14 protein-coding genes are annotated in these 14601 nt (G+C 33.8%); 6 read left to right on the forward strand and 8 right to left on the reverse strand.

The window, feature by feature from the left end; genetic code table 11:
• Window positions 1-17 precede the first annotated feature (17 nt).
• Genes mraY through mraZ form a run of 6 tightly spaced genes read right to left on the reverse strand, consistent with a single transcriptional unit; the run spans window position 18 to window position 6407 of the window.
• Window positions 18-1259 (reverse strand): phospho-N-acetylmuramoyl-pentapeptide-transferase, encoded by a 1242-nt coding sequence (mraY, locus tag OS188_RS02720; protein WP_267147283.1) that lies wholly within the window; start codon window positions 1257-1259, stop codon window positions 18-20.
• Window position 1260: 1 nt separating this feature from the next.
• On the reverse strand, window positions 1261-2724 hold the full coding sequence (locus OS188_RS02725) for a UDP-N-acetylmuramoyl-L-alanyl-D-glutamate--2,6-diaminopimelate ligase (RefSeq protein ID WP_267147284.1): 1464 nt from the start codon (window positions 2722-2724) through the stop codon (window positions 1261-1263).
• Window positions 2721-4676: a PASTA domain-containing penicillin-binding protein gene (locus tag OS188_RS02730; protein WP_267147498.1), complete on the reverse strand. Its 1956-nt coding sequence runs from the start codon at window positions 4674-4676 to the stop codon at window positions 2721-2723. Before OS188_RS02730 ends, OS188_RS02725 begins: the two co-directional genes overlap by 4 nt.
• Before the next feature lie 60 nt (window positions 4677-4736).
• Window positions 4737-5054, reverse strand: a complete 318-nt coding sequence (locus OS188_RS02735; protein ID WP_267147285.1) for an FtsL-like putative cell division protein — start codon at window positions 5052-5054, stop codon at window positions 4737-4739.
• Window positions 5054-5950, reverse strand: a complete 897-nt coding sequence (rsmH, locus tag OS188_RS02740; protein ID WP_267147286.1) for a 16S rRNA (cytosine(1402)-N(4))-methyltransferase RsmH — start codon at window positions 5948-5950, stop codon at window positions 5054-5056. Before rsmH ends, OS188_RS02735 begins: the two co-directional genes overlap by 1 nt.
• Window positions 5937-6407, reverse strand: a complete 471-nt coding sequence (gene mraZ, locus OS188_RS02745; protein ID WP_267147287.1) for a division/cell wall cluster transcriptional repressor MraZ — start codon at window positions 6405-6407, stop codon at window positions 5937-5939. The genes rsmH and mraZ overlap by 14 nt, the downstream gene beginning before the upstream one ends.
• Before the next feature lie 295 nt (window positions 6408-6702).
• Between mraZ and OS188_RS02750 the strand changes: the two genes are divergently transcribed.
• Window positions 6703-7467, forward strand: a complete 765-nt coding sequence (locus OS188_RS02750) for an alpha/beta fold hydrolase (RefSeq protein ID WP_267147288.1) — start codon at window positions 6703-6705, stop codon at window positions 7465-7467.
• 136 nt (window positions 7468-7603) lie between these two features.
• On the forward strand, window positions 7604-8209 hold the full coding sequence (yihA, locus tag OS188_RS02755; RefSeq protein ID WP_267147289.1) for a ribosome biogenesis GTP-binding protein YihA/YsxC: 606 nt from the start codon (window positions 7604-7606) through the stop codon (window positions 8207-8209).
• Window positions 8210-8303: 94 nt separating this feature from the next.
• On the opposite strand, the gene OS188_RS02760 is transcribed toward yihA, so the two are convergent.
• Both OS188_RS02760 and OS188_RS02765 read right to left on the reverse strand, forming a co-directional pair.
• Entirely contained in the window at window positions 8304-9392 is a 1089-nt protein-coding gene (locus OS188_RS02760; protein ID WP_267147290.1) for an ABC transporter permease, read from the reverse strand.
• A gap of 6 nt (window positions 9393-9398) precedes the next feature.
• Entirely contained in the window at window positions 9399-11606 is a 2208-nt protein-coding gene (locus OS188_RS02765; protein ID WP_267147291.1) for a carboxy terminal-processing peptidase, read from the reverse strand.
• 221 nt (window positions 11607-11827) lie between these two features.
• Between OS188_RS02765 and surE the strand changes: the two genes are divergently transcribed.
• From surE to OS188_RS02785, 4 genes are read left to right on the forward strand one after another with little or no spacing between them, the layout of a single operon-like run.
• A complete protein-coding gene (gene surE, locus OS188_RS02770; RefSeq protein ID WP_267147292.1) occupies window positions 11828-12616 on the forward strand; it encodes a 5'/3'-nucleotidase SurE in 789 nt (262 codons plus the stop codon).
• Window positions 12617-12619: 3 nt separating this feature from the next.
• On the forward strand, window positions 12620-12898 hold the full coding sequence (locus tag OS188_RS02775) for a hypothetical protein (RefSeq protein ID WP_267147293.1): 279 nt from the start codon (window positions 12620-12622) through the stop codon (window positions 12896-12898).
• A 39-nt stretch (window positions 12899-12937) separates the two neighbouring features.
• Complete coding sequence (gene lpxB / locus OS188_RS02780; protein ID WP_267147294.1) at window positions 12938-14059, forward strand: lipid-A-disaccharide synthase; 1122 nt, start codon at window positions 12938-12940, stop codon at window positions 14057-14059.
• A 1-nt stretch (window position 14060) separates the two neighbouring features.
• On the forward strand, window positions 14061-14585 hold the full coding sequence (locus OS188_RS02785) for a C40 family peptidase (RefSeq protein ID WP_267147295.1): 525 nt from the start codon (window positions 14061-14063) through the stop codon (window positions 14583-14585).
• Window positions 14586-14601: the final 16 nt, after the last annotated feature.

Raw genomic sequence — 14601 nt, forward strand, 5'->3', positions numbered from 1 at the left:
CTGCTTTCGCCGGAATTTTATCTAATTTTTAAGGTGACGATTGAAATAATGGCTAGTAAAATTCCAATAATCCAAAATCTAGTAACTATCTTACTTTCGTGATGACCACATTTCTGATAATGATGATGTAAAGGCGACATCTTAAAAATACGCCTTCCTTCTCCATACTTCTTTTTGGTGTACTTAAACCAACCTACCTGCATAACCACCGATAAGTTTTCGGCTAAGAAAATTCCACACAAAACAGGAATAAGCCATTCTTTTCTTACTGCAATTGCTATAACAGCAATAATTCCTCCTATGGTTAAGCTACCTGTATCTCCCATAAACACTTGAGCTGGATAAGCGTTGTACCATAAAAACCCTATTAGGGCTCCAACAAATGCTGCTATGTAAATGGTGATTTCTTCGACTCGCGGGATATACATAATATTCAGGTAATCTGAGAAAATAATATTACCAGAAACCCACGCAAAAATCCCTAGTGTGAGTACAATAATAGCCGAGGTTCCTGCTGCTAAGCCATCGATTCCATCAGTTAAATTAGCACCGTTTGACACAGCAGTAATTATGAAAATAACTATGGGTATAAAAATAATCCAAGCATACTTTGCCCAATCTGGATTTACCCAAGCAATTATTTCAGCATAGTCGAATTCATTAGATTTTACGAATGGAATGGTTGTTTTAGTAGAGCGTTCTTCGTCTTTAAAAAGCTTAGACGATTCTACTTTTGGATTGGCAGCCAATATTTCCTGTTGTTGCTCTATAGGCAGTTTCTCTTTTAAAGTAACATCTGGATTAAAGTACAAAGTTGCGCCAACAATAATTCCAAGACCGACTTGACCAAGCACTTTAAATTTTCCTTTTAGCCCTTCTTTGTTTTTTCTGAATTTCTTAATATAATCATCTATAAACCCAATAGCTCCCATCCATAGGGTTGTAACTATTAGCAAAATAATGTACACATTATCAAGCCTCGCTAACAATAATACTGGTATTAGTGTTGCTAGAATAATGATAATTCCACCCATGGTTGGAGTACCTGCTTTTTCTACTTGTCCTTCTAAACCAAGATCTCTAATGGTTTCTCCAACTTGTTGTTTTTGTAAATACCTTATGATACGCTTTCCGTAAATAGTAGATATTAAAAGCGATAAAATAATAGCCACAGCAGCCCTAAAGGTTATATAACCAAAAAGTCTTGCTCCAGGAATCTGGAAATGCGTGTCTAAATAATCAAAGAGGTAGTACAGCATATTATTTTTCTAATTGTTTTAAAAATTCTTGAACTATTTTAAAATCATCAAAATCAGATCTTTCACCTCGAACCTCCTGATAAGTCTCATGTCCTTTTCCTGCTATTAAAATAATATCGTTTGGATTTGCTAACTGACAAGCAGCTTTAATTGCCTGCTTTCTATCGGTTATAGTTACTATTTTTTTAAAATTTTGAGGCTCTATGCCTTTTTCTATATCTTCAATAATTGTTTCCGGATCTTCATTTCTAGGGTTATCACTTGTAACAATAACCTTAGTACTCAATGCAGAAGCAATATGTCCCATTTTAGGACGTTTTGTTTTATCTCTATTTCCGCCACAACCAAAAACTGTGATTAACTCTTCGTTTTTAGTTCGAATACTATTAATGGTTTCTAAAACATTTTTTAAGGCATCTGGAGTATGCGCATAATCTACAATAGCGGTTATTTTATTCTCTGAAATTAGATATTGAAACCTTCCAGCTACACTTTCTAACTCGCTAATAATTCTTAAAGTTTCCACTTTTTCCAAGCCTAACAAATCGGCCGTTCCATATATAGCTAACACGTTATACGCATTAAAGCTTCCAATTAACTTGGTCCAAACTTCACTTTCATCTACTTTAAGCAAGAGTCCGTTTAGTTGGTTTTCTAAAATCTGTGCGCGATAATCTGCATAACCTTTTAAAGCATAAGTTTTCTTTTTTGCTTTGGTATTTTGTAACATTATCAGACCATTTTTATCATCCACATTAACAAGAGCAAATGCTGAAGCAGGCAATTTGTCGAAAAACGACTTCTTAACATCTCTATATTCGGAAAACGAATTGTGATAATCTAAATGATCGTGAGATAAGTTGGTAAAAATACCACCTTCAAAATGCAAACCTTCAGTCCTATTTTGATGTATTCCATGAGAACTCACTTCCATAAAACAGTAAGCCACTCCCTCGTCGTTCATTTCCTTTAAATACTTATTAATAGTCAAAGAGTCTGGAGTGGTATGACTAGTTTTATATTCTTTATTATCTACCATAATTTTAACGGTTGATAACAATCCGACTTTAAATCCCGCCTTTTTAAACAATTGATACAATAAGGAAGCAATGGTAGTTTTACCATTGGTACCAGTTACACCCACTAGTTTTAGATTCTCTGAAGGATTCTGATAAAAATTGGACGCCATTATAGCTAAAGCTCGTGACGTACTTTCTACTTGTACATATGTAATTCCTTCAACAATATCTTCAGGAATTTCTTCGCAAACAATAGCACTAGCACCTAGTTCAATAGCTTTATTTATATAATCGTGACCATTAGAAATTGAGCCTACAATAGCAACAAAAACATCGTTTTTAGAGATATTTCTAGAATCGAAATCTATATTTTTAATAGACACACTCGTGCTACCTACAACAGCATGAAGGGTTACTTTATATAATATGTCTTTTAAAAGCATCATGAGGCCTCGATAGTTATTTTTTGATTCTTTCTAATTTTTTCGCCTTTTGTTAACGATTGCGCTTTAACAACACCCATACCGAGGGTTTCTACTTGCAAGCCCATATTTTCCAAGAGAGCTATAGCATCCATTAATGGCAAACCAACAACACTTGGCATAATAGTTTTATATGTTTGAGCCGTTTTATAATAAGTTTCAAACTCCTTTTCCACAGAAGGATCGTTAACTTTCAAGCTAGCTATCTCATCTACTATTGGAGTATCTGTAAAAACTTTTTGAGCAATACGTTTAAATACAGGTCCCGACACATCTGCACCATAATAACCTTTTTTTATACTTGGCTTATGGATAATTACAATACATGAATACTTTGGATTTTCTGCAGGAAAATAGCCAGCAAAAGTGGACACATACCTAGGGTTTTTCTCCCAATCGTCCATCCAATATTCTGTTTTTGCCGTTCCTGTTTTTCCCGCCATTGAGAAATAAGGTGAATACAAAGATCTTCCCGTACCACGAACTACCACGTTTTTAAGTATTTCTTGTACTTCATTAATTGTTTTATCTGAACAAATTTTATTGTTAATTATAGTTTTATCTATTGTTTCTATAGACTTATTTAATTGGCGAACTTCTTTTACAAAGGTTGGTTTTACCATTACCCCATTATTAGCTACTGCATTATAAAAGGTTAAGGTTTGCAATGGAGTTAACCTCAAATTATAACCATAAGCCATTGAAGGCAAGGCATTTCTACTCCAAAGCTCATGGCCTGGACCAGGAATAACTGGTTGTCCTTCGCCTAAGATTGAAACTCCTAAAGGCTTATCTAAAGACCAGCTTTTCAATCGGTTTACAAATTTTTCTGGTTTAGCAGAATAGTTGTCGTCTATAATGCTTGCAAACGCAATATTGGATGACACTTCCATAGCTCTGGCTACAGAAATCTTACCATAACCTCCATGCTTGGAGTCGTTAATTGCACGTCCGTAAAACATTTTTCGTCCATGCTTTGTATCTATAACTGTAGATGTATCTACCACCTTATCTTCTAGAGCCGCCATTAATGCCATAAGCTTAAAAGTAGACCCAGGTTCATGAGACTCGCCAACAGCATAATTTAATTTTTCGTAATAAGAACCGCTTTTGGTTCTACCCAGATTAGAAATAGCTCTAATCTCTCCTGTTTCCACCTCCATAACCACCACGCAACCGTGTTCAGCTTGGTAAGTTTCCAATTGCTGCAATAAAGCATGATGTGCTATATCTTGAATATTAACACTAATGGTTGTATACAAATCGTACCCATCTCGTGGTTCAACCTGATTATAATCTGCTATAGGTTTCCACTGGCCTTTTCCTATTTTTTGTTTAAGCCTTAATCCATTGGTTCCGCGTAAGTATTTAATTCCAAAAGCTCCATCTATTCCAGGTCTTGTTACATTTCCATCTTCATCAAAACGCTCATACCCAATAGTTCTTTCGGCAACACCACCCATTGGATGCTCTCTTTTAGTGGTTTGTTCAACAATAAGCCCACCTTTAAAAGCTCCTAACTTCAATAAAGGAAAACTTCTAATCCTTAAGTAGTCTGAATACCCAATATCTCTAGCCAACAAATAGTATCTATTTTTATTAGCTCTAGCTTTTCTAATTTCATTTTGATAATATGAAGAAGATCTTTTTCCTGAGAACTTTGCTAAAGAATCTGCTAAACCTTTTAGTTCCTTTTCAAACACTTTAGTCTTTGATGTAACTGCATCTATTCTTATATCGTATTTAGGCACAGAAGTTGCTAGCAAGTTGCCGTTTACCGAATAGACATTCCCTCTATTAGCTGGAATAACCACATTTTTAATGGTTCGTTCTTCTGCTAAGTCTCTGTATTTATCACCTTGTACAAACTGTATAGTTAAAAGTTTAAACACAACAGCCAGAGCGAAGATGAACATACATCCTGCTATGAAATACAATCTGTTTAATATGTTCTTCTCTTTTACTGCCAAGTTGAACTATTTTTGAGTTTTAACTTTTATTTTTGTTGGTGGAATCTCTGAAATTGCCAATCCTTTTTTTTTCATCTTCAATTCTACCACCGATTCTTTCTTGAGTTCCATTAATTTTTTTCTTCCGTCTACAAATGCCGACCTCAATTCTTTTGCTTCATTATTTAATCTAGCTATTTGATGCACTTTATTATCAGCACTATGCGAACTTGCTATCATAACAAAAGCCAAGAAAGACACAAACAAAATCATTCTCCAGTTTTTAAATGCATCGTCATTAACTAGAAAGGTTCCTTTTAATATGTTTGACAAACTTTTTCTCATTACAATTTTTTCGCAATTCTTAATTTGGCACTTCTAGCACGATTATTTATTTTAATTTCTTCTTTTGATGGAACTATTAACTGCCCTACTTTTTTTAAAGGCACTTCAAAATTCCCATATATATCACGCTCCGGCTCACCTTCAAACAAACCATTTCTTATAAAACGTTTTACCAATCTATCTTCTAAAGAATGGTATGAAATAAGACTTAACCGGCCATCTTTTTTCAATACGCTTGGCATTTGTAATAAGAACTCTTTTAAAGCTTCAATTTCCTGATTAACCTCTATTCTAATAGCTTGATATATTTGCGCCAACACTTTATTCTCATACTTTGGTGGCAAAAACTTTTTTAATACTTTTTTTAATTGCTCGCTAGTAACAATAGGTTCTAAAGCCCTGCTTTCTACAATTAACCTGGCCATAGCTGGTGCTGCTCGCAACTCGCCATATTGTAACAAAACTTGTTTTATTTGCTCTTCGTCATATTCATTAACAACATGATACGCCGTAAGCTTGCTCTCCTGATTCATTCGCATATCTAAATCCGCCTCGAATCTGGTAGAGAACCCGCGTTCGGCTACATCAAATTGATGTGAAGACACGCCAAAATCTGCTAAAACCCCATCGACTTCCTTGGCGCCATAGAACCTTAAAAACCTTTTTACATGTCTAAAATTTTCATGAATTAAGGTAAAACGCTCATCATCGATTGTATTTTTAAGAGCATCGGCATCCTGATCAAAAGCAAATAACCTCCCTTCAGGTCCAAGCCTTTTTAAAATCTCTCTACTATGTCCTCCACCACCGAAAGTAACATCCACATAAACGCCATCTTCCTTGATGTTTAATCCGTCTACAGTTTCTTTTAATAAAACTGGATTATGATATTTCAAATGCGTCATCATCTTGTCCCATTACTTCTTCAGCTAAATCTGCAAAATCTACAGCAGCATCGTCTATTACTTGTTCGTATTTATCTTTATCCCAAATCTCTACAATATTTACAGCAGCCGATAGCACAATTTCTTTTGAGATATCAGCAAAAACCACAAGATCTTTCGGGATCAATAACCTTCCAGTAGCATCAATTTCTACTACTTTTACACCGGCCGTAAACCTTCTAATAAAATCGTTATTCTTTTTCTTGAATCGATTTAGCTTATTAACACGCTGCATTAAAAGCTCCCATTCAGACATTGGATACAACTCTAAACAAGACTGAAATACGGCACGTTTTACAACAAACCCATTCTGTAAAACAGGAGACAACTGCTTTTTCAGCGCAGCAGGAAGCATAAGCCTTCCTTTTGCGTCTACTTTACATTCGTATGTTCCTATTAATGAGTTCAAAAGAGTTCGTTCTAAATTTTGTGTTTAAGTTTCAAATATATCGAAAAATATACCACTTTTTACCACATTCTACCACTTTGTTGATAAATTTTCGATTAACAGCAACTTTAATTCGTTATGAAAATCACCTCATCTCTTTTAAATACTCACTTTCAGATATTTATAAATGCGATAAATTTTCATATTCCATTTGTTAATATCTCTTTAGCTATCTGATGCCATACGAATTAATAAATATGAAAATATTATCAATGATTTAACTATATTTGTTTTCAATGAAAAGACTAACAAATTAATGGTGCATCGACTAAAAAAGGAAAAAGAGTACAGATATATTGAGACTGGAGAAGGAACACCAATTATTGTGCTTCATGGATTGATGGGAGGTTTAAGCAATTTTGAAGCCGTAACAAAACACTTTAGTAAGGTTGGCTACAAAGTTATTATTCCTGAGTTGCCCATTTATTCCATGTCTTTGTTAAAAACTAACGTGAAGAGTTTTGCTAAATATTTACATGACTTTATTGAATATAAAGGTTTTGATGAAGTTATATTATTAGGAAACTCTCTTGGCGGCCATATTGGTTTATACCACACAAAACTTTATCCCAAAAAAGTAAAAGCCTTAATTATTACTGGAAGTTCTGGTTTATATGAAAGCGCTATGGGCGGTGGTTACACGAAACGCAGTGATTACGAAGTGATAAAAAAGAAAGCTCAGGACGTATTTTACGATCCTGAAGTTGCCACTAAAGAGATAGTAGATGAAGTTTATAAAACTGTAAACGACAGAAATAAATTAATTAAAACACTTGCTATTGCTAAAAGTGCGATTAGACATAATATGGCAAAAGATTTGCCTAAAATGAAAACTCCTACGTGTATTATTTGGGGAAAAAATGACAATGTAACACCTCCAGAAGTAGCCGTGGAATTCAACGAGCTTTTACCAGATTCTGAATTGTTTTGGATTGACAAATGCGGTCATGCTGCCATGATGGAGCATCCTGAAGAATTCAATAGCATCATGAATAAATGGCTTGAAAAACGTGGTTTCTAAGAAATCCTAATCCATTCCTCTTTATTCTGACTCTTGAGATTAAAATAGTTTAATAATTCTTATAAACCCTTTTCCCTGTGGGAAGCCGTTCGACAGAACAAATAAAAAAAGAATCTCGCTTTCTCGAGAACAAAAAATGGATATAAAATCGGCTGAATTTGTAATGAGTAATTCGGATGTTGAAAAATGTCCAAAAAACCTAATTCCAGAATATGCCTTTATTGGTAGAAGTAATGTTGGAAAATCTTCTTTAATCAACATGCTTACCCATAGAAAAAGTTTAGCAAAGACTTCCGGAAGACCTGGAAAAACACAGCTTATTAATCATTTTTTAATAAACAAAAACTGGTATTTAGTAGATTTACCTGGGTATGGATATGCTAAAGTTTCGAAAAGTTCAAAAAAAGTCTTTCAAAAATTTATCACTCAATATTTTGGATTGCGTGAGCAATTAGTTTCTGCGTTTGTTCTTGTAGATATTAGACACAAACCGCAACCTATAGACTTAGAATTTATGCAATGGTTAGGCGAACAAGGGATTCCATTTTCCATTATTTTTACGAAATCTGATAAGCTAAAGCCCAAAGCAATAGACAGGCATGTAGCCGACTATACCGCGATTATGCTAGAAACCTGGGAGGAAATGCCAAATTATTTTATTACTTCCTCGTCTAATGAAACCGGGAAGGAAGATGTTCTTAATTATATAGACACTCTTAATAAGAATATGAAATTAGAATAGCTTACAAGAAACTCTTATATGTTTCGCTAATACTATATTTTAGACAGAAATAGCATCAAACTTTTAAGCTCTTTAGGTGCATATAGTTACACTGTCAACTTTTAACATCCAATGCATCTCTTAAAGCATTACCAATAAGCATAAATGCCATAACTAGGCTCATAATACAAAAACCAGGAATTAGTGCTAAATAAGGTTTGCCTAAAATAATATAATTATAATGATCTTTTATCATAGCTCCCCAACTTGCCATTGGTGGCTGGGCTCCAATTCCTAAAAAGCTTAAACCACTTTCTATTAAAATAGCTGCTGCAAAATTAGCTGCAGATATAACAATTACCGGTGCCATTATATTTGGAAGGATATGTTTAGCGATGATCTTAAAGTCGTTAAACCCAAGCGCCCTTGCGGCTGTTACATATTGCATTTCTTTAACGCTAATTATTTGTCCTCGAACCACTCTTGCCACCTCTACCCACATAGTTAAACCCACAGCTATAAACACTTGCCAGAATCCTTTTCCTAAGGCTAAAGTAATAGCAATAACTAATAATAAGGTAGGAATGGACCATGTTACATTAATAATCCACATAATAAACGCATCTACTTTTCCGCCAAAATAACCCGCCATACTTCCCATAAAAACACCAATAACCAGAGAAATAAAGACAGCTACAAATCCAATAAAAAAAGAAATTCTTGCTCCCACAAGAATTCTACTTAACAAATCGCGGCCATATTTATCTGTTCCAAACAGGAAATTTTGCTCCTTAATAAGTGTTTCTCTTCGTGACATTGAATTCAAATTCAGAGTCTTTTCTGCTCCTTTTAAACCATCAGAAGCATATTCAGTATAAAACAAAGTATCATTTTCTATAGAGTAATTTGAGATAGGTATTTCGGTTTCGGTATTAATTTTTCCAAAAAAAAGTTTATCTAAATAAGATTGCTCATTGACAATAGAAGTTGGCAGAGTTAGCATTTGAACTGTAAATCCTGGTCTCTTTGAATGAATAGACAAATGCATTTGATTAGCATGCTGAGAATTATCTGGTGCAAAAGCATAGGCAAATACAGAAATAATTCCGATTAGAACAATAAACCAAAAGCTAAAAACGCCCCAAAAATTTTGTTTGAATTTTTGGAGCGCTAACTGACCTAATGAGCCTGTATTATTACTCATTTAATATTACTCTTTAACCGTAGTTGCTAGTTCTTTTATAGAATAAGACATTTTTAAGTCTTGAAGTACGTGAATAGCTTCTTCTACATACACATCTTGACTTAAGCTTTTATGCCAACGGTCTCTTTTTTCTTTTAGAATGGTATCTGTTTTAAAAAGCTCCTGTTCGTATGGTAAAGACTCGAAAGTCAAGTTTGTTTGATACTCCGAAATTTTCTCATAACGCTTAGACTCCTCTTCATTCAAATTTAATTGGGCTTTATATTTATTATAGTTTAGTGAATGAATATTTTCGTCCATTTTCGCTTTAATCCATTGCGCATTTTCACCTATAAGCTTCAACTGTTCATTATTATCCATTCTTTCGCTACTTTTTTCAATAGTTCCACTATAATCAAAATTTCCTTTCCATAAAGTATAATCTACAGAATCTATTTTATCCCATGGTAATGGATTTTTCTGATCTTTTTCACCTATATCAATAAAACTAAATCTATCTACAACTACCACATCACTTTTTACACCTTCCAACTGAGTAGAGCCTCCATTGATTCTATAAAACTTTTGTGTAGTTAATTTCAAGGCTCCTAGGTCGCCATTTTTATTATTTCTAACCATATTGTTTAGATCCAAGAAGTTTTGAACCGTTCCTTTTCCATAGGTTTGTTTGCTTCCAATAATAATTGCACGTTTATAATCTTGCATAGCAGCTGCCAGAATTTCTGAAGCTGAAGCTGATAATTCGTTAACCATAATTACTAAAGGTCCATCCCAAACTATAGATTTATCCTTATCCTTTAAAACTTCTTTAGGCTCTCCAGTAGCTCTAACTTGAACTACAGGACCTTCTTTTATAAACATCCCGGCAATTTCTACAACAACTGGAAGAGATCCCCCTCCATTATTTCTAAGGTCTATAACAAGACCTTCCATGCCTTCTTTTTTTAATCGTTCTATTTCTTGTTTTATATCTGACGCTGCATTTCTGCTTTTATAGTCTTCAAAATCCACGTAGAATTTTGGCAGATTAATTACACCAAAGCGCTTGTCGTCTTTTTCAACAATAGCCGTTTTTGCATAGGTCTCCTCTATTTCTACAACATCTCTTGTAATACTAATATCTTTAGTAGTACCGTCCACTTTTTTAACCGTTAAAACCACGGTTGTTCCTTTAGGTCCTTTTATTAATTTTATGGCATCCTCTAAACGCATGCCCACAATATTTACAGGTTCCTTTTCTTTTTCCTGACGAACTTTTAAAATAAGATCTCCAACTTCCAACTCATTACCTCTCCATGCTGGTCCGCCAGAAATCAATTCAACAATTTTAGTATGATCCATTCTCTTTTGAAGTCTAGCTCCAATTCCTTCAAGTTTTCCAGACATTTGCTGATTGAAATTCTCCTTATCTTCTGGAGCAAAATAAGTTGTATGCGGATCAAATTCTTCTACTATAGCATTTACATACATTGCAAACCAATCTTTTCTTTGAAAATCGTCTATATAATCTGAGTAATACAAATCAATAGACTTCAAAGTCTCCTCTCTTGCTTCTTTTTCTATTTGAGTTAAGGTCTTTCTCTCTACCTTAAGATCGTTGTTATTATCGGTATCTGCAGAAGCAGTATCTTCTGAATCTTTAAGTGTGCCTGGTTCGACTAAATTATTATCTTCTTTCGCTTTTTCTTGGATTGAAATTAGATCGTCGTAGTTAACAATATTCGAGAATTTTAACTGTTGTCTCCAACGGTCTTTCATTTGCTTTTTATTTTTTACATAACCAATACTCTTATAGTCTGAATTAAATTCTTCATCTATTGAATAATCAAATGGAGAAGCTAACACCTCTTTATAAATAGATTTCGACTCGTCTATTCTTTGAATAAGTCTGTTGTAAGTTAAGTTAAAAAAAGAAATATCGTACTCCTTTAACTGATCGTCAAGTTCTAATTTATATTTTTCAAACTCTTCAATATCAGACTGGTAAAAGTATCTTTTCAAAGGGTCTAATTGGTCCAAATAGCCATCAAATACATCTGCAGAAAACTCATCGTCAACCATCTTTGGATCAAAGTGCCCACGTTGTAATACATAAGTAATAACTTGTATTAAAAGCTTATCTTTATCTGGATCTTCAAAGGTTTTAGTTGTAAAACTACACGAAGCAAATGCTAACAGTACAACCAATACCAATATCTTATAATTCCTTTTCATAAATCTCATCATATTAATTTCATTACTTTTATTGAATTTCAGTCAATTACGACAAATCACAATAAACACATTTAAAATCCTAAAAGTATCTTTTTATTTTACTAATTTAAAGAAAAAACTATGCCAATAGAGACAATTGGTAATAATTTTTTGTTAAACCAGAAAAATTAAGGCCTTCCGTAGGATTTTATGTATTTTTGTTGTGTTAATTTAATGAAATAATGAGAAAAAAACCACTTATTTTAGTAACAAACGACGATGGAATTACAGCTCCTGGAATTAGAGCTTTAGTAGAAGTTATGAAAGAACTTGGCGATGTTGTAGTTGTTGCTCCAGATAGCCCGCAAAGTGGTATGGGACATGCCATTACTATAAACTCTATGTTACATATAGAACGTGTATATGTTGATAATGGAGAGCAATTAGAATACAGCTGTTCTGGAACTCCAGCCGATTGTGTTAAACTTGCTACCAAACAAATATTAGGGAGGAGACCAGATTTATGTGTATCAGGAATTAACCATGGATCAAATTCTTCCATAAACGTTATTTATTCTGGAACTATGAGTGCTGCTCTAGAAGCGGGGATTGAAGGCATTCCTGCCATTGGATTTTCGCTATTAGATTATAATTATAATGCCAATTTTGAAACGGCAAAACACTATGTAAGGACTATCACCAAAAATGCCTTAGAAAATGGTATTCCAGATCAGGTGGTTTTAAATGTGAATATACCTAATTTACCTGAAAAAGATATTAAGGGGATTAAGGTCTGCAGACAAGCACGAGCTAATTGGGAAGAAGAGTTTGACAAAAGAAAATCGCCTCAAGGAAAAGATTATTATTGGCTTACAGGAAAATTTGTAAATTTAGACTCAGGAGAAGATACTGATGAATGGGCGCTTGAAAATGGCTATGTATCTGTAGTTCCTGTGCAATTTGATTTAACGGCTCACCATGCCATTAGCAATCTAAATGCTTGGGATTTTAACGATTTAGATAAAAAATAATAAATGAAAAAAGAACTTTTAATAGGCGTTTTAGTTGGGCTTCTTGCAAATTCTATTGGACTTTATCTGGCTACTATATACTTTGGAGATGGAAGTTCTTTCCTGGACGTATTACGCTCGGCCTCTAAAGAAGGAATATTAGGAAAACTAATTAGTTTAGGTGCTATTTTAAATCTTTTAGTTTTCTTTGTATTTATAAAAAAGAAACAGGATTATCGTGCTAGGGGTGTTTTACTAATAACTATTGTTATTGCTGTGCTAACTTTCTTTTTTAAAACATAATAGATTGCGTGATATATCAAAAACGAATAATATAAACATATGAAATACTATATTATTGCTGGAGAAGCTTCGGGAGATTTACACGGATCTAACCTTATGAAAGCTTTGCTAAAGGAAGATGTAAATGCCTCTTTCCGGTTTTGGGGAGGAGATTTAATGAGCAAAACTAGCGGTACTTTAGTTAAACATTATAGAGACTTAGCTTTTATGGGCTTTGCTGAAGTTCTTTTAAACCTAAGAACTATATTTAGAAACCTATCCTTTTGTAAAAAAGACATTGAAGCATTTAATCCTGATGTAATTATTTTTATTGATTATCCGGGATTTAACTTACGAATTGCCAAATGGGCTAAACAAAAAGGCTATAAAACACATTATTATATTTCTCCACAAATATGGGCTTGGAAAGAAAACCGTATTAAAGCCATAAAACACGACGTGGATGAAATGTATGTAATTCTGCCGTTTGAAAAAGATTTCTACGAAAAGAAACATAATTACCCTGTTCATTTTGTGGGACATCCAACTATTGACGCCATAGCAAACAGACCACAAGTTGACGAATACGCATTTAGAGCAGATTACGAATTAAATGAGAAACCTATAATTGCCATTTTACCTGGAAGTAGAAAACAAGAGATAAAGAAAATGTTATCTGTTATGCTATCTGTGGTAAAAGACTATCCTAAATATCAATTTGTAATTGCTGGAGCTCCCAGTCAGGATTACCACTTTTACCAGCAGTTTACCAAAGGTTCTAGTGTTAAATTTATATCTAATAAAACCTACGATCTATTATCTGTAGCCACTGCTGCCCTTGTAACGTCTGGAACCGCCACATTGGAGACAGCTCTATTTAAAGTACCTCAAGTAGTTTGCTACAAAGGGAACTGGATTTCTTACCAAATTGGAAAGCGCGTTGTTAATTTAGAATATATATCTTTAGTTAATTTAATAATGAACAAGAAAGTAGTAACAGAGCTTATTCAAACAAATTTTAATACTAAAACGCTTAAACAAGAACTTAATATTATATTAGACCCATACGAAAGAGCTAAATTATATTTAGAATATTATGAACTTGAGAAAAAATTAGGAGGCAAAGGAGCTAGCCAAAAAACAGCCAAATTAATCTACAACAACATTATCGAGAAAAATTAACATGAGAAAAATAACCTACATATTAGTACTTCTTATTTCTATTACTGCCTGTAAATCGACAAAAAAAGCTAAAACCTCTAGTAAAAAAAATCAAAAAACTACTAAAGTAGCAAACACACCAACTAACTCTAAAGCTGACACTAAGGTTATTAACAATATTATTCAAACAGCAGAGAAATACAATGGAGTTCGTTATAAATATGGTGGAACTACAAAAAAAGGAATGGATTGCTCTGGTTTAATTACTACTGCCTTTAACAGCGAAAACATTCAACTTCCAAGAACTACAGGTAGTTTAGCTACTACAGGAAACTGGGTAGATGTTAAAGAGGTTCAAAAAGGAGATTTATTGTTTTTTGCAACTAGCAAAAACAGCCGACGTATCAATCACGTAGGACTTGTTACAGAAGCTCGACGAGGGTTTGTAGAGTTTATTCATTCTACCACCAGTGCAGGAGTAATTACTTCCAAACTTTCAGAAAAATATTGGTATTTTGCCTTTGTTCAGGCACGTCGCATATTGTAAGATATTTAGTATCTTA

This window comes from Xanthomarina sp. F1114 (genome assembly GCF_026410255.1).
Classification (GTDB): Bacteria; Bacteroidota; Bacteroidia; order Flavobacteriales; family Flavobacteriaceae; genus Xanthomarina.